A 19,502-nucleotide genomic window follows, 5' to 3' on the forward strand; every position below is an offset into this window, starting at 1 on the left:
GACTGCCGCGGCCTACTGGGTCCCTCGCTTTTGCGGAGGACGACAGCAGATGCAAGCCTATCCGCCGGCCCACACGTCGAGCACGTAGCGGTTCTTGGTGCCGAGATCGTCGATCCAGCGCAGGCCGGCATCGGCATCCGCGCCGGACTTTTCACGGTAGATCGCAACCAGCGCCGCCTTGACGTCGGGCTCCATCTTGCCGCCGTCGCCACAGACATAGACGATCGCGCCCTGCTCGATCAGGCTCCAGACGCGGTCCTTCTGCGCGGCGACCTGGTGCTGCACATAGGTCTTCGGCCCGTCCGCCCGCGAGAAGGCGGTGTGCAACTCGGTGACGCCGTCAGCGGCGAAGGCCTGCAGCTCGTCGGCGTAGAGGAAATCCTGATCGGGATGGCGGCAGCCGAAGAACAGCATCGCCGGGCCAAGCTTGGCACCCTGCGCCTTGCGGTGCGCGCGCTCCTGCAGGAAACCGCGGAACGGCGCCAGCCCGGTGCCGGGGCCGATCATGATGACGGGCACTGCGGGATCATCGGGCAAGCGGAAGCCGGCCTTGGTCTCGCGCACGGTCGCATGCACGCTGTCGCCGACGCGGCGGCCGGCGAGATAGTTGGAGCAGACGCCCCTGTAGACGCCGCGGCCCGAGCTTGCGGGCGCCTCGACCACGCCGACGGTGACGCTGCAGCGCGCAGGATCCAGTGAAGGCGACGACGAGATCGAATAATAGCGCGGCGCCAAGAGCGACAGCATTTCGAGATAGGCATGGAACGGCAGTTCGCAGGCCGGATATTCCTCCAGCAGATCGAATACCGATTTGCGCTTCGCCAGCACGTCCGAGCTATAAAGCTCCGAAGACGCGGCATCGTCGCCGACATAGGCGAGCAGTTTTGGCTTGGTGACGGGGCAGCGGGTGTGCTCCGACATGATCTGGATCTGCTTGCGGGTCGCGATCTGCTGCAGCTCGACGAACTCGGTCAAGAGGCGCCCGACCGAGACGGCATCGCCGACCGGCAATTGCGCGCGGCGGCCCTCCGCGACCTGCAGCCGGATCTGATCGGCCGGCAGGAAACCAAAACGGCGCGCGACGGAATCGACCAGTGCCGGATCGTTGCGCGGCACGACGCTAAGATGATCGCCGACACGATAGCTGATGCCGGGCGGCAGTTGCACCTCGATATGCCGTGTCGAACGGTCGGATGGATGCGCGCCGGCCTTGCTCTGCAGCTCCGAATTGACCTGCACCTTCATCGGCGCGACGCCGCCCTGCGCCACGATGGTGTGAACCGCCGACGGCGCCACCGGCTCGATCGAATAAAGCGGCGCGTCCTCGGCGCTGCGGGCGAAGCCGGAATCGACGCCGAGTTCCTTCATCGCCGCGGGCGCAGCGGCTGCGAACCATTTCTCGAACTGGCCGTCGAGATCGCTGCGGGCATCGCCCTCGCCGCGCCCATAAAGACTGCGCGCACCATGCGCCGCCAACTGTTCATCGATCAGGCGCGGCACCGATTGATAGGTTGCGGTCCAGTCGCTGTTGCCGCAGCCGAACACCGCGTAGCGCACCTTGGCGAACGCATCTTTCGGCAGGCCGCTGTCCAGCCATCTGACGAACTGCGTAGCGTTGTCAGGCGCTGCGCCATTGTAGGAGGCGCAGAAGATAAGCAGCGCGCCCTCTTCCGGCAGCTTGCCGACATGGTCGTCGAGCGCACCGAGTTTTGTAGCGAAGCCGTTGACCTCGGCGAGATCGGCGACCCGCGTCGCCAGCTCTTCGGCGGTACCGAGGTTGGAGCCGTAGAGCACCAGGAGCGGCGTGTTGTGTCCGGGGCGAGTACGGGCTTGCGGCGCCGCCGCGTTCGAGGCGCCAGCCGCCACAGCGGCACGGCCGGCAAAGTCGCCGCGGTCCTTGTCGGCGCGCGGCCGCACCTTGATCTTGAAGCCGTCGGGCTTGACAGTAAGTGTCTCCTTCAGGTGCATCTGGTAGCGATGCACGTCCATCAGCTTGAAGCGCTGCAGGATCATGCCGATCGCCAGCGCGGCCTCGTGCATCGCAAAGCCGCGGCCGATGCAGGCGCGCTGGCCGTTGCCGAATGGCTTCCAGGCATTGATCGGCCGCTTGGCTTCGGCCTCGCGGCTGAAATTCTCGGGATCGAACACATCAGGGGTCGGGCCCCAGACGCTGGGGTCGCGGTGCAGCGCCATCACCAGGACGGTGATGAAGGTGTTCTTCCTGAGCTTGTACTTGCCACCTGCGAGGGTCTCGTCTTGCAGCGGCGTGATGCCGTAGGCCGGCGCCGGCGGCCACATCCGCAGCGCTTCCTTCAGGACCTGCGTGATGTAGGTGAGCTGCGTGACCTGCTGATAGGTCGGCTTGGCGTTGATGTCGGGCCCGAGTACCCGGTCGACTTCCTCATACGCCTTCTTCAGCACCTCCGGATGCTTGAGCAGCGCATAGATGGTGCAGGACAAGAGGCCGCTGGTGGTCTCATGGCCGGCGATCAGGAACGTGTTGATCTGGTAGCGGATGTTGACGTCGTCGAGCTGCTCGCCGGTGGTGCGGTCGACGCCGGTCATCATGGCGCCGAGCATATCCTTATTGCCCTCAGCGGCTTCCGCATTGCCGCGACGCTCGGCGATGATCTCGTCGACCATCTTGTTCATGAAGACGACGTCTTCGGCGAGCGTCTTGCGCCGCTTCTGCATCCACAGATTCTCCAGCGGCAGGCCGCGGGTCATCATGATGGTCTCGAGCGAGCGCACCAGTGCTTCCACGAACGGGTGGTAGTCTCGTCGATAAAACGAATTGAAGCGGTAGTCGAAGCCGCACAGGCCGATGGTGTCGAGCGTCAGCGCCGTCATGTCCTGCACGACGTCGATTTCCTCGTCGGGGTTGAGGCGTTCCCACTTCTTGACGAGCTGCTCGGCGATATCGACCATGCTCGGATGATAGGATTGCATGGCGCGGTTGCCGAACGGCTGCAGCAGGATGTTGTGCGCCTTGCTCCAGTTCGGTTCAGTGGTGTCTGCGGTGAACAACCCGTCGCCGCCGACGGCGCGGACACGGCGCAGCGAGCCGCGCACCGTCTTGTCGAAACGCTTCTCGTCGGAGAGCTCGTCGATCAGGTCATGGCCGGAGACGATGACGATCGGCGCTCCCATCATGTCGAGCCAGAAGATCGGCCCGAGCTCCTTGGAGAGCCGCACCAGATGCTGCACCGGCGCGTTGGGATCCAGCGACAGCATGTTGCCGACGACGGGCTTTTTCGGCGGATGCGGGATTGGGCTCAGTTTATTGCCGGACGCCATTGTCGAAGTGTCTCCCCCTGCCGCGCTTATAGGTCTTCACCGTCATTGCGAGGGGCGAAGCGACGAAGCAATCCATTCCTGCTTTGCCGCGCGATGGATTGCTTCGCTTCGCTCGCAATGACGGCGCAGAACCTTCCTCACCCAAACCGCTTCCTACGCCATTCGATCAGCTTGGCGCTGACCTCATCCGGCTTTTCCTGCTGCGTCCAATGGCCGCTGTCGCGCACCAGATATTTTTCGAGATCGGGGACCAGCCGCTCCATGCCCTCGGTGGCCGACGGCGGCAGCACCGCATCGTTCTCGGCCATGATCATCAGGGACGGCACGCGCACCGTATGGTCGAGCCCTTCGGAGCGCTGCCAGTTGCGCGAAAAATTGCGATACCAGTTGATGCCGCCGGTGAAACCGGTCTTGGTGAAGGTGTCGACGAACACCTTCTTCTCTTCCGCCGATAGGATTGGCGTGCGCGGGTCGTGTTTGGCATCATAATTAGCAATCATCTGCGGAAACGCCAAATTGAGCCGCGCCGAAGCGCCGACGCCGGCAATCGGCTGTTCCTCCGGGGTACCCGATGGGCGCGCCACCGGCTTGCGCATGAACGCGTCAAAGGTCTGCTCGACCCGGCTTCCGAAGATCCTGTCGGGCTCGCGGCCAGGATCCTGGAATTGCACAATGTACATCTTGTCGCCGAAGCGCTGTCGAAACAGCTCGATCGGATCGGCGGGCATGCGATCCCAATGCGGCGTGTTGACTCCGACGACGCCAGCGACGCGAGCCGGATGGCGCAGCGGCATCTGCCAGACGACGAAGCCGCCCCAGTCGTGACCGACAAAGATCGCCTTCTCGATCTTGAGGTGATCGAGCAGGCCGACGAGATCGCCGGTCAAATGCTCCATGTCGTAGTCCTCGACCGCCTCGGGGCGGTCGGTCGCGCCATAGCCGCGCTGGTCCGGCGCAATCACGCGGATGCCGGCCTCGCTCAGCGCCTTGATCTGGTGGCGCCAGGAAAACGCCAGCTCCGGCCAGCCATGGCAGAGGATGATCGGCGGCGCGTCGGACTTGGGCCCCGCCTCGTAATAGCCCATGCGAATACCGTTCACCTCGGCGAACTGCAGCGGCGGCATTTCAATCATCGGAAAGTTCCTACTCGGCAGCGCCCTTGATTTCGGAAGGCGGCGGCGCATAGGCCGCCTCCAGCGCGTCGAACTCGGCCGGCAGCATGTCGCAGAGAAGTTGGACATGCGGGATGATGTTGGCGCCGGAGATGAAGCCGAAATCGAGCTGGTCGCGATAGCTCTGCACGGTGATGTTGAGCGCGATGCCATGCGTCGAGATCGACACCGGGAAGATGTGCAAGAGCTCGGCGCCGGCCGCATAGAGGGTCTGCCGCGGTCCAGGCACGTTGGAGACCGTGATGTTGGCCGCTGGCGGCAGCACGTCGGAAAGATTCGAGCGGCTGTAGAGCAGCGCGAGGATCTGCGTCACTATCGGTGCGCCCAGCATCGAGAGGTTGGAGACCTGTGGCATCAGGGCGCGCAGCGGATGCGACATCTCCTTCGATTTGGTGGATTGCGCGATGATGGTCTCCAGCCGCGTCTTGGGGTCATCGACATTGGTGGCGATCGAGCAGATCATGCCGAACACCTGGTTGTTGGCGTCGGCATTGCCCTCCTCACGCAATGAGATCGGTACTGCCGCCGTCAGGGACTTGTTCGGCAGGCCGCCCTGGCTGAGCAGATAACGGCGCACCACGCCGGAGGAGAGCGCCAGCACGACGTCGTTGAGCTTGCCGCCGGAAGCCTTCGCCAGCGCCTTGGCGCGCGACAGCGAGATCGATACGCCGGCAAAGCTGCGCTCCGAGGAGATCGTCTTGTTGAGAATGGTCGGCGGCGATGCCATGCTGACGAGGCTGTCGCGCGATTTGGGATCGGAGATCTTGCCGACGACGTCGGAAAGCGACTTCAATACCGTCGGCACGCTGGCCGCGAACTTCACCGCGGTTTCGATCTGGAACATGGCGTTGTCGAACAGGATCGAGCCGAGATCGCTCTTGCCGGTGCGCGGCAGCTCGAGGCTCTTCGGCGCCGCCTTGGCGTCGAACGGTTGGGTCCAGAGCTGCTGGTAGGAATCGATCAAATTGGCGGCGATGTCGCGTGGCTCCTGCGCCACCTTGCGCGCCGCCGGTGGGTCGACCTGGCGCGGCACCGGCGTGATGTCGTAGATCATGCTGGTGAGTGCGGCGCCGGCGCCGCCGTCGATGCAGGCATGGTGCATCTTGGAGTAAAGCCCGACCTCATTGTCCTTCATGCCCTCGAAGACGTAAAACTCCCACAGCGGGCGGGCACGGTTCAGCAGCTTTGCGTGCATCCAGCCGACGATGCGTTCCAGCGTCGCGCGGTCGCGCGGCTCCGGCAGGCTGGCGCGGAAGATGTGGCGGTCGATGTCGAACTGGTCGTCCTCGACCCAGGAGGGATGATCGATATCGAGCGGCGCCTTCTCCAGGCGCGCTTTCAGGATCGGCGCGATGTGCAGCCGCGAGGCGATCATCGCCTTGAACTCTTCGAAGAAGTTGCCCTTGTAGCCTTCGGGCAGGCGGAAGATCGCCATGCTGCCGACATGCATCGGCATCTCCGGCGTTTCCAGATACAGAAACGACGCGTCGAGCGAAGACAGTTTCTTGGCGTCCGCCATATGATCCTCCCGCAGTAGAACACGCGGCGCCTTGGCGGCGCTTCTGGTGTCAGAAATGTCTTTGTTATTGGAGCATATCCGAAGGCCGCTAGCCATCCCCGCATCAATGCAGGGTGGGACCATTCGGGATCATGCCCTTAAAATCGGGGCGTTGGTTCAGGATTGTGCATTTTCAGGTGGGCCGTAGGCAATGGCAAATGGTCCCGATCGGTCAAAATGCTTAAATTCCCCCTCCGCCTGCGCCAGACGATCGGCTACCGCCCATAAAGCGGCGGGGTTGACGCCGAGCCCGATATGGCTGGCGAAGTACACTTCGATGTTTTCGGCCGTGGCTGAGGGACGGAGCAGGCTGGTGTGCCAGTTCACGATGCCGTCGGTGCGCGAATAGATCGAGGTCGCCGGCACCGGCAGATCGCCGGCAATCGCCTGAAGGATTTCCGGATGGTCGTCGACGGTTTCTCCTGACAGCGCCTCGTAGAGCCGCGTAGCGTTTGTTGCGCGGATATCGTTGGCGAACGGACTGCCGAGCGTGATCACCGAGCGTACCATCTCCGGAATCTGCAAAGCGAGATCGCGCGCGTAGACGCCGCCGAGACTCCAGCCGACCAGGCTGACCTTGCGGCCGGTGGATTCATACGTGCGCCGCAGAAGCTCGCACAATGCGCCGCGCTTGGACGCGACACCACCGAGATTGCGGCCCATGTTCCATGCATGGGCATCATAGCCGAGCTCTTTCAAATAGCGCCGCATTGGCGCCATCGAGATATCGCTGGCGAGAAAGCCCGGCAGGGCCAGCACCGGATGCCCGTCGCCTCTCGGCGCACGCAACAACAGCGGCGACAGCAAGAGGCTCGAATTCAATTCGAACAGGCCCCTCGCCTCGGCCAGCATCAGGAACAGGCTCGGCGGCCGAAGTCTTTGCTCTTCCGTCGCCACCCCGCCCTCCGCGATGGTCACCTACTTCTTGTCCTTCGACGCCATGCCGCCGAGGCCGGTCATGGTCACGAACATATCCTGGAACCGCTCGGCGATCTTCGGATCGAACGTAAACCAGCTCTGGATCAGCGATTCCGGAGACACCTTTTCGATATTGGCCATCACCTGCTGCTGCATCTTGTCCATGACGGCGGTCTGCATCGGCGAGACGTCGGGCAATCCGAAGAACTGCCTGGCCTCCAGCGGCGTGCAATCGATTTCGACGTTAACTTTCATGACCGCTCCTCTTGCTGGCTTCCTTGCAGTATCGGCACGATGGCCCTGATTGCGCAAGGAAAAGACTTGCGCAAGGAAAAGACTTGAGCCCGGTCACCTCAATTCCCGATATGGTCAACCAAAGCGTTCGACGGCAAAAGGCCTGACATCGGCAAACGGGGCCTCGCCGGTCATCATTTCCGCCAGCAGGCGGCCAGTGGCGGGCCCGAGTGTCAGGCCGTGGTGCTGGTGGCCGAAGTCGAACCACAGCCCGCCATGGCGCGGCGCCTTGCCGATCACCGGCAACATGTCGGGCAGGCACGGCCGCGCGCCCATCCAGGGCTTGCTGTCGACCGGTCCGCCCAGCGGGAACAGTTTGTGCGCCCGCGGCAGGGCCCGCTCGACCTGGACCGGTGTCGGCGGCGCGTCGCGGTGGGCAAACTCCGCGCCGGTGGTCAGGCGGATGCCGCGGTTCATCGGCGCCAGCAGAAAGCCGAGATCGGTATCCAGCACGGGATGATTGAGGACCGCGTTGCCGCGCGGCTTCAGGTGCAGGTGATAACCGCGCTTGACCTGCAGCGGGATGGAATAGCCGAGCGGCCGGAAGATCTGGTCGGACCACGGTCCCATCGCCACCACGACCTCGCGCGCCGTGATGGTGCCTTCCAGCGTCGCGACTTTCCACCGCTCGCCGGACTGTTCGAGGGTTCGGGCGTCGCCGACCAGATAGCGCCCGCCCTTGCGGCCGAACAGCGCCGCATAGGCCTTGGCCAGCCCGCCGGGATCGGGCACGAATCCCGGCGTCGGAAAATGGATTGCGCCGCTGAAATCGCCGGTCAGATGCGGCTCGCGCGCGATCACCGCGGGTCCATCCAGCACCTCGCCGGTGACGCCATGCTCGCCGGCGCGCTTGAGATCCTTCAGCGCCTCCGCAAGCGTCGCTTCCGAGCGAAACAGCTTGATCCAACCGGTCCGCCGCAACAGGTCCGGCACGTTGGCTTCTTCTATCAGCGTCTCATGCTCGATCAGGCTGCGCTGAATCAGCGGCAGTTCGGCCCTTGCACTGTGCAGGGCACGCTCCGGCGACGAGGCGAGGAAATAGCGTGTCAGCCAGGGCAAGAAGGCCGGCAAATCCCTGAAATGGTAGCTGACCTGCGGCGCGCGCAGAAAGGCGTAGCGCAGGATCTGACCGACATGGCGCGGAAACATGTAGGGAAAGACCGAGGCGCATTCGATCAACCCGCCATTGCCGTAGCTGGTCTCCTCGCCGGCCACGTCGTGCCGGTCGATCAGGACCACGTTCCGACCGCGCTTCTGCAGATGCAAGGCGGCACTGACGCCAACCATGCCCGCGCCGAGGACGAGAACGTCGGCCTTCAGTTCCGCCATACAACACTCCGAAAGTTCAATGTCTCGTGCTCGCGCACACGTCTTAAGCTGCAACCTAGTCTTTGCCGCACCGCCGCGCAAACCGGCACGCAGTGCGGGATAATGATGCTTGCGCGGTGGCTGGACTCTGGCAACATGGCTCGGCAATATCGGGCGTTAAATTGCTGATCAAAGCGGGAAATCGAACAAATGCCGGTACGTCAGACTTTGCTTGCAGCAGCCACGGCCGCCATCCTTACCCTGGCAATAGTGCCGGCATCGGCCCAGACCCTGCGCTACGCCAACCAGGGCGATCTCAAATCGCTCGACCCCTATACCCTCAATGAGAGCACGACCCACGCCCATCTCGGACACATCTTTGAAGGCCTGGTGGCCCGCGACCGCGACCTGAAGATCATTCCGGCATTGGCGGAAAGCTGGGAAACGCCGGAGCCGACCCGCTGGCGGTTCCACTTGCGCAAGGGCGTGAAATTCCAGAACGGCGAGCCCTTCACCGCCGACGACGTGGTGTTCTCGGCCGATCGCGTTCGCAAAAAAGGCTCAAATCTGCAGACCCGCATTCCGACCGACGCCAAGGTGGTCAAGGTCGACGACTACACGGTGGATTTCGTCCTGACCTCGCCCAATCCCATTCTCAATTCGCAATGGGATACATGGTACATCATGAGCAAGAAGTGGGCCGAGGCGAACAATTCCGTCGACCCCACGCCCGCGGCGGCCACGACGCCGAGCTTCGCCTCGCTTAACGCCAACGGCACCGGCCCCTTCTCGATCGAAAGCCACCAGCCCGGCGTCAAGACCGTGTTCAAGGCCAATCCGAATTGGTGGCGCAAGCCGGAGCATAACCTCAAGGAGATCGTGTTTACGCCGATCGGCTCGGACGCCACCCGCGTCGCCGCCCTGCTCTCCGGCGAAGTCGACGTCATCGAGCCGGTTCCGATCCAGGACATTACGCGCGTCGATTCCAGCCCGAACGCCCAGGTGCTGAAGGGACCTGAGCTGCGCACCATCTTCCTCGGCATGGATCAGGTGCGCGACGAACTGCTCTATTCCAACGTCAAGGGCAAGAATCCGTTCAAGGACATCAAGGTGCGCGAGGCCTTCTTCAAGGCCATCGATGTCGAGCTGATCAAGACCCGCGTCATGCGTGGCCTGTCGACGCCCTCGGCGCTGATGATCGCCCCGCAACTGTTCAAGCTGTCCGGCGACTTCACCCGGCCGAAGTTCGATCCCGACGGCGCCAAGAAGCTTCTGGCCGAAGCCGGCTATCCCGACGGCTTCGAAGTCACGATGGACTGCCCGAACGACCGCTACGTCAACGACGCGGCGATCTGCCAGGCAGTGGTCGGCATGCTGGCCCGCATCGGCGTCAAGGTGACGTTGCTGGCGCAGCCCAAGGCGCAGTATTTCGCCAAGGTGTTGAAGCCCGGCGGCTACCAGACCTCGTTCTACCTGCTCGGCTGGACCCCCGGCACGCTCGATTCCCACAACGTCCTGTATGACATCATGGGCTGCCGCGACGATCCAAAATCCAGCCGCGGCGAGGCCAATCTCGGCGGCTACTGCAACAAGAAGCTCGACGAGCTTACCGACCAGGTGCTGCAGGAATCCGACATGAACAAGCGCGACCAGTTGATCAAGCAGGCCTACGAGATCGGCGCCAAGGACTTCGGCTACATCCCGCTGCACCAGCAGGCGCTTGCCTGGGGCGTTTCGAAGAAGGTCAAGCTGAGCCAGCGCGCCGACAACCAGGTCCTGCTGTACTGGGCGACCAAACAGGACTAGTTGGGCTCAAGCACAGGTCCCGGCGGCTGACTGGCTTCCGGGATCTTTTTCAGAGGCGACAGCGACGTCGGCCGCACCGAAAGAGCAGTGAAAGGAATCCATGCTCGCTTTCACTCTTCGCCGCGCAATCCAGGCCATCGGCGTCATGATCGCGGTCGGCGTCATCGCATTCTCGATGTTCCGCTTCGCCGGCGACCCCGTCAACCAGATCGTTTCCATCGATACGCCGGCGGCCGAACGCGAGGCGGTGCGCAAGTCGCTCGGTCTCGACGATCCCGTACCAGTGCAGTTCGCGCGCTATTTCGGCAATGCCGCGCAATTCAAGTTCGGGGTGTCCTATCAGTTCCGCCAGCCGGTCTCGAACCTTCTGATGGAGCGAATGCCGGCGACGCTGGAACTCGCCGCCTGCGCCACCGTGCTCGCCATGGTGTTCGGCATCCTGATGGGGGTCTATTCGGCGCTGCGGCGCGATACGATTCTCACGAAATTCTTCCAGGCAGTGTCGCTGATCGGAATCTCGCTGCCGACGTTCCTGATCGGCATTCTCCTGATCTACCTGTTCTCGGTGACGCTGGGCTGGCTGCCTTCTTTCGGCCGCGGCGACGTGGTGCGGATCGGCTGGTGGACCACCGGACTGCTCACCCTGTCCGGCCTGAAGGCGCTGATCATGCCCTCGATCACGCTCGGGCTGTTCCAGATGACCCTGATCATGCGGCTGGTGCGCGCTGAAATGCTCGAAGTGCTCCGTACCGACTACATCCGCTTCGCCCGCGCCCGCGGCCTGACCACACGTGCGATCCATTTCGGCCACGCGCTGAAGAACACGCTGGTCCCCGTCATTACCGTCGCCGGCCTGCAGTTTGGCTCGGTAATTGCTTTTGCCATCATCACCGAAACCGTCTTCCAATGGCCGGGCATGGGATTGTTGTTCGTGCAGGCCGTCCAGAACGTCGATATCCCGATCATGGCCGCCTACTTATTGATGGTCTCGCTGATCTTCGTCACCATCAACCTGGTGGTCGATATTCTCTACACCGTCGTCGATCCGCGCCTGCGCTCGACCATCCGCCGTCCGGCATAAGCGAGAGATTCAATGTCCGACGCCGTGGTCCCACACCGAGTTGAACCGAATGCAGCACCGCCGCGTTCGGGCACGAGTTGGCTGAAGCGCGCGCTTGACAGCGACATCTTCTATTCGTTCCGCCGCTCGCGGATGACCATGGTGGCCGCGGCCGTGACGGTGCTGTTCTTTCTGCTGGCGATCTTTGCCTCACAGCTCGCGGTGCAGAACCCAATCGATCCGGCGCAGTTGCAACTGATGAATTCGCGGATTTCGCCGCTATGGACCGCCGAGGGTCAGAGCCCGTTCCTGCTCGGCACCGACGAACAGGGCCGCGACGTGTTCTCCGCCATCCTGTACGGCCTGCGGATATCGCTCATCGTCGGCCTGCTCGGCGTGGTGTTCGCCGGCACGCTCGGCATCGCGCTTGGCCTTGTTGCGGGCTATGTCGGCGGCGCGGTCGACGGCCTGATCATGCGCATCGCCGACGTGCAGCTCACCTTCCCCGCGATCCTGATCGCGCTATTGGTCAATGGTGTTGCAAAATCCGTGCTCGGCAACCGGCTGGATGCAATGAGTACGTTAGGGGTGCTGGTGATCGCGATCGGCCTGAGTTTCTGGGTGCAATATGCCCGCACGGTGCGCGGCTCTGTCATGGTCGAGAAGAACAAGGATTATGTCGCCGCCGCGCAACTGATCGGCCTGCCCGCGCCAAAGATCATGCTGCGCCACGTGCTGCCGAACACGATGGGCCCCATCCTCGTGATCGCCACCATCAACCTGGCGCTCGCCATTATCACCGAGGCGACGCTGTCGTTCCTTGGCGCCGGCATGCCCGACACCATGCCTTCGCTCGGCACCTTGATCCGGATCGGCAACAATTATCTGTTCGCCGGCGAATGGTGGATCGTCGCCTTCCCCGGTATTGCGCTGGCGGGCCTGATCCTTTCCATCAACCTGCTCGGTGACTGGCTGCGCGACGCGCTCAACCCAAAACTCCGATGACCACGCCTGTCCTCTCCGTCCGCAACCTCGAGGTGGAATTCCTCACCCGCCGCTCCACGCTGCGCGCCATCAACGGCGTTTCCTTCGATATCGCCAAGGGCGAGGTGCTCGGCGTGGTCGGCGAATCCGGCGCCGGCAAGTCCGTCACCGGGCTTGCCGTAATCGGGCTGATCGATCCGCCCGGCCGCATCTCGGGCGGCGAGATCTATTTGTCGGGCACGCGGATCGATCATCTGCCGCCGGAGGAAATGCGCCGCGTCAGGGGCAAGCGGATCGGCATGATCTTCCAGGATCCGCTGACCAGCCTCAACCCGCTCTACCGGATCGGCGACCAGATCGTCGAGACGATCCGCACCCACATGAACCTGTCGGAGACCGCGGCGCGCAAGCGTGCCATCGACCTGCTCGCCGAAGTCGGCATCCCCGCGCCGGAGAAGCGGATCGACGCCTATCCGCATGAATTCTCCGGCGGCATGCGGCAGCGCGTCGTGATCGCGCTCGCGATCTGCGCCGAGCCGGAGCTGATCATCGCCGACGAGCCGACCACCGCGCTCGATGTCTCCGTACAAGCGCAGATCATCTCGCTGATCAAGCGGCTCGGGCGCGACCATGGCACGGCAGTGATGCTGGTAACCCACGACATGGGCGTGATCGCCGAGACGTCGGACCGCGTCGCCGTGATGTATTCGGGGCGGATCGCCGAGATCGGCCCGGTGCAGGACGTCGTGCAGAACCCGCTCCATCCCTACGCCAAGGGCCTGATGGGCGCGATCCCGACACTCGCCGGTGAAGAGAAACGCCTGGTGCAGATTCCAGGCTCGATGCCGCGCCTGTCGGCGATCCCACCCGGCTGCTCGTTCAACCCGCGCTGCGGCTTCGCGTTCGACCGCTGCCGGGTCGATCGGCCGGAGCCGCTCAAGCAGGGTTCGCATGCGGTGGCCTGCCATCTCTACGATACCGCTCCCGTCAAGGAGACCGCGGCATGACGGTTTCCTTTGTCGACGTGCGAAACCTACGCCGCGTCTTCGACGTCTCGAAGCCGTGGCTCAACCGCGTGCTCGAAGGCGGCCATCTGGAATTTTTGAAGGCCGTTGACGGCGTGACTTTCGATATCAAGAAGGGCGAGACCTTTGCGCTGGTCGGCGAATCCGGCTCGGGCAAGACGACGGTAGCACGGATGGTGGTGGGATTGCTGTCGCCGAGTTCGGGCGACGTCATGATCGACGGCGTGTCGATGACCGATCCGCGGCAGGCCCAGGCACGGCAGCGGCTGCGCCGACGCATCCAGATGATCTTCCAGGACCCCTATGCGAGCCTCAATCCACGCTTCCGGGTCGACGCCATCGTCTCCGAGCCGATCCGCGCCTTCGACCTGATCCAGGGCGAGCGCGATATCGCCGCGCGCGTCGGCGAATTGTTGAGCCTGGTCGGGCTGCACCCCGATGACGGCTTGAAATATCCGCATGAGTTTTCCGGCGGCCAGCGCCAGCGCATCGCCATCGCGCGGGCCCTCGCCTCGGAGGCCGAATTCATCGTCTGCGACGAGCCGACTTCGGCGCTGGACGTTTCGGTGCAGGCGCAGATCCTCAATCTGATGCGCGACCTCCAGGACAAGTTGGGGCTGACCTACCTGTTCATCAGCCACAATCTCGCCGTGGTCCGTCACATGGCAACGCGCATCGGCGTGATGTATCTCGGCCGCATCGTCGAGATCGCCGAGGGGCGCGAATTATTCGCCAATCCGCGGATGCCCTACACCAAGATGCTGCTGGGTGCGGTGCCGGACCTGGCGATGTCCGGCCGCCAGCGCATTCCGGTCAAGGGTGAGATCCCCAACCCGATCGACCCGCCGCCCGGCTGCGCCTTCAATCCGCGCTGCCCGCTGGCGTTCGACCTCTGCCGCAAGCAGGCCCCCGCGCTGATCAACGGCGTCGCCTGCCACGCCGTCAACCAACCGGTTGAAACCTTCGCCGCGGTATGATCACGGGGATGGGAGCAATGCGTGGCATCCCAGCGGTTGGCATCCAGCCCCGGCTGTGGTCAAGTGCGCCAGCATCGCGATACCAACCCGGCATTGGACGGCCATGAGCAACATCAATCCCGATCCCTTCACCACGAGGCCGGAAATCGAAGGCACCTTTGGCGTCGTCACCTCCACCCACTGGATCGCGACCGCCGTCGGCATGAGCATCCTGGAAAAGGGCGGCAACGCCTTCGATGCCGGGGTTGCCACCGCTTTCACGCTGCAGGTGGTCGAGCCGCATCTGAACGGGCCCGGAGGCGACGTGCCGATCATTGTGCACGACGTCAAACGCGGCCGTACCGAAGTGATCTGCGGCCAGGGACCGGCGCCCGCGAAGGCGACGATTGGGCATTACAAGAGCGAAGGCCTCGAAATGGTGCCCGGCACCGGCCTGCTCGCGGCCTGCGTGCCCGGCACGTTCGAATCCTGGATGCTGCTGCTCCGCGACTACGGCACGATGCGACTGCGCGACGTGCTGGAGCCGGCGATCGCCTATGCCCGCGACGGCTATCCGCTGGTCGAGCGCGCCTCCGCCACCATTCAGGTGGTCGAGCAATTATTCCGCAAGCACTGGACGACGTCCGCCGCCGTCTATTTGCCGAACAACGAGGTGCCGAGGCCCGGTACGCTGTTCACCAACCAAAAGCTATCGGAAACCTACGCCCGCATCCTCAACGAGGCGGAAAGCGACGGCGGCGACCGCCTCGCGCAGATCGAACGCGCGCGCAAATCCTGGTCGCAGGGTTTTGTGGCGGAGGCGATCGACAAATTCTGCCGCACCCAGGACGTAATGGACGTCTCCGGCTCACCGCATCGCGGCGTGCTCTCCGCCGACGACATGGCGCGCTGGCAGCCGACCGTCGAGGCGCCGCTGACTTACGATTATGGGCGCTACACGGTCTGCAAGCCCGGCGTCTGGAGCCAGGGTCCGGTGATGCTGCAGCAGCTCGCGCTACTGAAAGGTTTTGAACTCGACGGGCTCGATCCGGCCGGCCCTGACTTCATCCATCTGCAGATCGAATGCGCCAAACTCGCCTTCGCCGACCGCGAGAAGTTTTATGGCGACCCCAAATTCACCGACATCCCGATCGCGACCTTGCTGTCGGATGCCTATAACGACGAGCGCCGCAAGCTGATCTCCAGAGACAAGGCCTCGCTCGATTTCATCCCGGGATCCGTGGAAGGTTTTGGCTCGGTCGTCAAATTGCGCCGCGCCGACGGCCACCGCGAAGCGGTCGGCGCCATGGGCGCGGGCGAGCCGACCGTCGGCCGGTTCGGCGAGGTGCGCGGCGACACCGTGCATTTCGACATCATCGACCAGGCCGGCAACATGGTCTCGGCGACGCCGTCCGGCGGCTGGCTGCAATCCTCCCCGGTCATCCCCGAGCTCGGCTTCTGCCTCGGCAGCCGCGCGCAGATGTTCTGGCTGGAAGAGGATCATCCCGCGGCGCTGGCGCCCGGCAAGCGTCCGCGCACCACGCTCTCGCCGACCATTGCCCTGCGCGACGGCGAGCCCTACATGGCCTGGGGTTCGCCCGGCGGCGACCAGCAGGATCAATGGACCACGCAGTTCTTCCTGCGGCACGTCCACGCCAAATTGAACCTGCAGGAAGCGATCGACGCGCCGGCGTGGCACTCCGAACATTTCCCGATCTCGTTCTGGCCACGTACCGCACGTCCCGGCGTGCTGGTGCTCGAAAGCCGCGTGCCGAAGGCGACGGTCGATACGCTGAAGAGCCGCGGCCATGTCGTCGAGATCGGCCCCGAATGGTCCGAGGGACGCCTCACCGCCGCCTCCCGGGTCGGCCGCCGCCGCCGCGCCGCCGCCAATCCCAGGGGCATGCAAGGCTACGCAGCGGGCCGGTAAGCGCATGAGTTCTAGATGATGGTGAGTTCTCATCAAATCGCAGGATCTACCCCGGTTTCAACCTCGCCCCGCTCGCGGGGAGAGGTCGGAATTCAAGCAAAGCTTGAATTCCGGGTGAGGGGGAGTCTCCGCAAACTCACTAGAAGCCGTCTTCGCCGAAATAGCCCCTCACCCCGACCCTCTCCCCGCGAAGAGCGGGGAGAGGGAGAAGCACGTCCGAAGGCCTGAGATGACCTGGTCGATCATCGCCCGCGATCCCGCAACCGGCCAGATCGGCATCGCGGTTGCGACCAGATTCTTCGCGGTCGGTGCGCGCGTGCCGCATATTGCGCCTGGCATCGGCGGCATCGCGACCCAGGCGCTGGTCAATCCCTACTACGGCATCGACGGTGTGAAGCTGCTGCGCGAAGGCCGCAGCCCACGCGAGGTGATCGATAAGCTGCTCGCCGTCGATGATGGCCGCGAGGCCCGACAGCTCCACGTCATGGATAGCAAGGGCCGCATCGCCGCGCATACCGGCAAGGAATGCATCGACTGGTGCGGCCACATGCAGGGCGACGGCTTTTCGCTTGCCGGCAACATGCTGGCGGGTCCCGCCGTGCTCGGCGACACCGCAAAAGCCTACACCGCCAACGCCTCCCTGCCCTTTGCGCAACGGCTGATCGCCGCAATGAAAGCGGGCGAAGCCGCCGGCGGCGACAGGCGCGGCAAGCAATCGGCGGCGCTGTTGATCCACGGCGAGGAGGAATGGTCCGAGCTCGACCTGCGCGTCGACGACCACACCGATCCGCTAGCCGAACTTGAACGGCTCGAACAGGTGAGCCGCGAGCGCTGGGTGCATTTCCGTCCCTTCCTGCCGACACGCAAGAATCCGGCCGGGATCACCGACCGCGCGGTCATCGACGCGCGCCTCGAAGCGGCGACGACGGGCAAGGCATGACCGCGGGCTCGCTGATCGAGATCGAGGGCCTGCGCGTGCTCTTCCATGGCGATGACGGCCGTACCACGCATGCGGTCGACAGCGTCGACCTCAGCGTCGCCAATGGCGCGACGCTCGGCCTCGTCGGCGAATCCGGCTGCGGCAAGAGCGTGACCTCGCTCGCGATCATGGGGTTATTGTCGAAGCAGTCGGCCGAGGTCTCCGGCTCGATCCGCTTCGACGGCTTTGACTTGCTCGATGTCCCCGACGACACGCTGCGCGATCTCCGCGGCAATCGGCTCGCGATGATCTTCCAGGAACCGATGACCTCGCTCAATCCGAGCTTCACCATCGGCGACCAGATCGTCGAGACCGTCCTGCGCCATCGCGGCGGATCGCGGCGGCAGGCGCGCGAGCGGACGATCGAGCTGCTGCGCCGCGTCCACATCCCCTCGCCCGACAAGCGGATCGACGAATATCCGCACAAGCTTTCCGGCGGCATGCGCCAGCGCGTGATGATCGCGATGGCGCTGGCCTGCGACCCGCGCCTTCTGATCGCGGACGAGCCGACTACCGCGCTCGACGTCACCCTGCAGGCGCAGATCCTCGACCTGATGCGTGAATTGAAGGCGGCCTCGGGCGCCGCGATCATCCTGATCACCCATGATCTCGGCGTGGTCGCCGAAGTCTGCGACGAGGTCGCGGTAATGTATGCCGGCGAAATCGTCGAGCGCGCGCCGGTCGATGAACTTTTCGCCAACCCGCAGCATCCCTACACGGTCGGCCTGCTCGGCTCGATCCCGCGGCTCGATCGCCGCACCGCGCATCTGGCAACGATCGAGGGCATGGTGCCTAACATGGCGAACCCGCCCGCCGGCTGCCGCTTCGCCGCGCGCTGTCCCTTTGTCGTCGAGCCCTGCACGGCCGCGCGACCGCCGCTGGCAATGGTGACAGACGGTCATGCCTCGCGCTGCATCCGCGCTCCGCTGGAAAAGCTGGTGTCATGACCGCGCTCATCTCCGCTCGCCGGGCGCAGTGCAGCGCAAGCGAAGCGCAGTGGAGCACTGCTGAACCGGGGCCTACTATTGGTCCGCGGCACGATGGATCCCGGTTCTGCAGCGCATCGCTTCGCGCTGCGCTGCGCCCGGGACACGAGAGGCGTCATCAATGACCGCGCTGCTCGAAGTCGAAGGCCTGGTGAAGCATTTCGTCGCCGCGCGCTCGGTGCTCGGCCGGCCGACCGCCTACGTCAAGGCGGTCGATGGCGTCAGCTTCACGGTCGAAGCCGGCAAGACGCTGGCGCTGGTTGGCGAGTCCGGCTGCGGCAAATCCACCGTGAGCCGTCTGGTGCTGCGGCTGATCGAACCCGATGCGGGCACCGTTCGCTTCGAGGGGCGCGATCTCGGCACGCTCAACGCCAACGAATTGCGCGCGTTCCGCCGCAATGCCCAGATCATTTTCCAGGATCCCTACGCCTCGCTCAACCCGCGCATGACGGTGAGCCAGATCCTGACCGAGCCGCTGGCACTGCATGATCTGGTGCCGGCGGCGCGGCGCCGCGAGCGGGTCGAGGAGATATTGCGGCTGGTCGGGCTCGAGCCGCGCTTCGCCCGCCGCTATCCGCATGAATTTTCCGGCGGCCAGCGCCAGCGCATCGCGATCGCCCGGGCGCTCGCCGTCGAGCCGAAGCTGATCATCTGCGACGAGCCGGTATCGGCACTCGACGTCTCGATCCGTTCGCAAATCCTCAATCTGCTGCGCGATCTGCAGGATCGGCTCGGCCTCGCCTACATCTTCGTTTCCCATGACCTCGCGGTCGTCAAGCACATCGCCGACCGCGTTGCCGTGATGAATCTCGGCGGCATCGTCGAGACGGCGGATGCCGAAAGCCTGTTCGCCGCACCGCGCCATCCCTATAGCCGCGCGCTGCTGTCGGCCATTCCCGTGCCGAAGCCGCAGGCCAAGCGCAGCCGCATCGTACTGGAGGGCGAGATGCCGAGCGCGCTCCATCCGCCCGCCGGCTGCCGCTTCCACACCCGCTGCCCCTACGTCATCGCGCGTTGCCGCACCGAAGTTCCGCCGTTGCTCACTGACGGCACGGCACACGCGACAGCGTGTCATCGCACTGCCGAACTGCCGCCGGCCGAAGCCATCGTTCCCGCCGATGGCGGCTTTTCACCGGTGCTGGAAAAATTGGTCGCCGCTTTCAGCGGCGGCGCGGAAGGTGCAGGCCGCGGCGGGGTTGATCAATCAGGAATACGGCCATAGTCGATGT

General features: G+C 64.3%; 15 protein-coding genes. 9 read left to right on the forward strand and 6 right to left on the reverse strand.

Annotated elements, in window-relative coordinates:
* Positions 1-57: 57 nt before the first annotated feature.
* The 6 genes from RX331_RS28840 to RX331_RS28865 all read right to left on the reverse strand — a co-directional run bounded on the left by RX331_RS28840 (position 58) and on the right by RX331_RS28865 (position 8,568).
* Positions 58-3,297 (reverse strand): bifunctional cytochrome P450/NADPH--P450 reductase, encoded by a 3,240-nt coding sequence (locus RX331_RS28840; protein ID WP_317252989.1) that lies wholly within the window; start codon positions 3,295-3,297, stop codon positions 58-60.
* Positions 3,298-3,434: 137 nt separating this feature from the next.
* On the reverse strand, positions 3,435-4,430 hold the full coding sequence (locus tag RX331_RS28845; protein WP_317252990.1) for an alpha/beta hydrolase: 996 nt from the start codon (positions 4,428-4,430) through the stop codon (positions 3,435-3,437).
* Between the two features lie 10 nt (positions 4,431-4,440).
* On the reverse strand, positions 4,441-5,988 hold the full coding sequence (locus tag RX331_RS28850) for a wax ester/triacylglycerol synthase family O-acyltransferase (protein ID WP_317252991.1): 1,548 nt from the start codon (positions 5,986-5,988) through the stop codon (positions 4,441-4,443).
* 156 nt (positions 5,989-6,144) lie between these two features.
* On the reverse strand, positions 6,145-6,879 hold the full coding sequence (locus RX331_RS28855) for an alpha/beta hydrolase (RefSeq protein ID WP_317258268.1): 735 nt from the start codon (positions 6,877-6,879) through the stop codon (positions 6,145-6,147).
* Between the two features lie 66 nt (positions 6,880-6,945).
* Complete coding sequence (locus RX331_RS28860; RefSeq protein WP_317252992.1) at positions 6,946-7,200, reverse strand: DUF6489 family protein; 255 nt, start codon at positions 7,198-7,200, stop codon at positions 6,946-6,948.
* Positions 7,201-7,314: 114 nt separating this feature from the next.
* Positions 7,315-8,568 (reverse strand): FAD-dependent oxidoreductase, encoded by a 1,254-nt coding sequence (locus RX331_RS28865; protein ID WP_317252993.1) that lies wholly within the window; start codon positions 8,566-8,568, stop codon positions 7,315-7,317.
* Positions 8,569-8,757: 189 nt separating this feature from the next.
* On the opposite strand from RX331_RS28865, the gene RX331_RS28870 reads away from it, so the two are divergent.
* The 9 genes from RX331_RS28870 (at position 8,758) to RX331_RS28910 (ending at position 19,495) form a co-directional block, all read left to right on the forward strand.
* Entirely contained in the window at positions 8,758-10,353 is a 1,596-nt protein-coding gene (locus tag RX331_RS28870) for an ABC transporter substrate-binding protein (RefSeq protein WP_317252994.1), read from the forward strand.
* Between the two features lie 100 nt (positions 10,354-10,453).
* Entirely contained in the window at positions 10,454-11,434 is a 981-nt protein-coding gene (locus RX331_RS28875) for an ABC transporter permease (RefSeq protein WP_317252995.1), read from the forward strand.
* Positions 11,435-11,446: 12 nt separating this feature from the next.
* A complete protein-coding gene (locus RX331_RS28880) occupies positions 11,447-12,418 on the forward strand; it encodes an ABC transporter permease (protein ID WP_317252996.1) in 972 nt (323 codons plus the stop codon).
* Positions 12,415-13,404, forward strand: a complete 990-nt coding sequence (locus tag RX331_RS28885; RefSeq protein WP_317252997.1) for an ABC transporter ATP-binding protein — start codon at positions 12,415-12,417, stop codon at positions 13,402-13,404. The genes RX331_RS28880 and RX331_RS28885 overlap by 4 nt, the downstream gene beginning before the upstream one ends.
* Positions 13,401-14,399, forward strand: a complete 999-nt coding sequence (locus RX331_RS28890; RefSeq protein WP_317252998.1) for an ABC transporter ATP-binding protein — start codon at positions 13,401-13,403, stop codon at positions 14,397-14,399. The genes RX331_RS28885 and RX331_RS28890 overlap by 4 nt, the downstream gene beginning before the upstream one ends.
* Before the next feature lie 103 nt (positions 14,400-14,502).
* Positions 14,503-16,308, forward strand: coding sequence for a gamma-glutamyltransferase family protein (locus RX331_RS28895; RefSeq protein WP_317252999.1), 1,806 nt, complete (start codon positions 14,503-14,505; stop codon positions 16,306-16,308).
* Positions 16,309-16,537: 229 nt separating this feature from the next.
* Positions 16,538-17,248 (forward strand): DUF1028 domain-containing protein, encoded by a 711-nt coding sequence (locus RX331_RS28900; RefSeq protein WP_317253000.1) that lies wholly within the window; start codon positions 16,538-16,540, stop codon positions 17,246-17,248.
* Complete coding sequence (locus RX331_RS28905; RefSeq protein ID WP_317253001.1) at positions 17,245-18,234, forward strand: ABC transporter ATP-binding protein; 990 nt, start codon at positions 17,245-17,247, stop codon at positions 18,232-18,234. Before RX331_RS28900 ends, RX331_RS28905 begins: the two co-directional genes overlap by 4 nt.
* Before the next feature lie 160 nt (positions 18,235-18,394).
* Positions 18,395-19,495, forward strand: a complete 1,101-nt coding sequence (locus RX331_RS28910; RefSeq protein WP_317253002.1) for a dipeptide ABC transporter ATP-binding protein — start codon at positions 18,395-18,397, stop codon at positions 19,493-19,495.
* Positions 19,496-19,502 lie beyond the last annotated feature (7 nt).

Source organism: Bradyrhizobium sp. BWA-3-5, from assembly GCF_032917985.1.
In the GTDB taxonomy this organism is placed as follows: domain Bacteria; phylum Pseudomonadota; class Alphaproteobacteria; order Rhizobiales; family Xanthobacteraceae; genus Bradyrhizobium.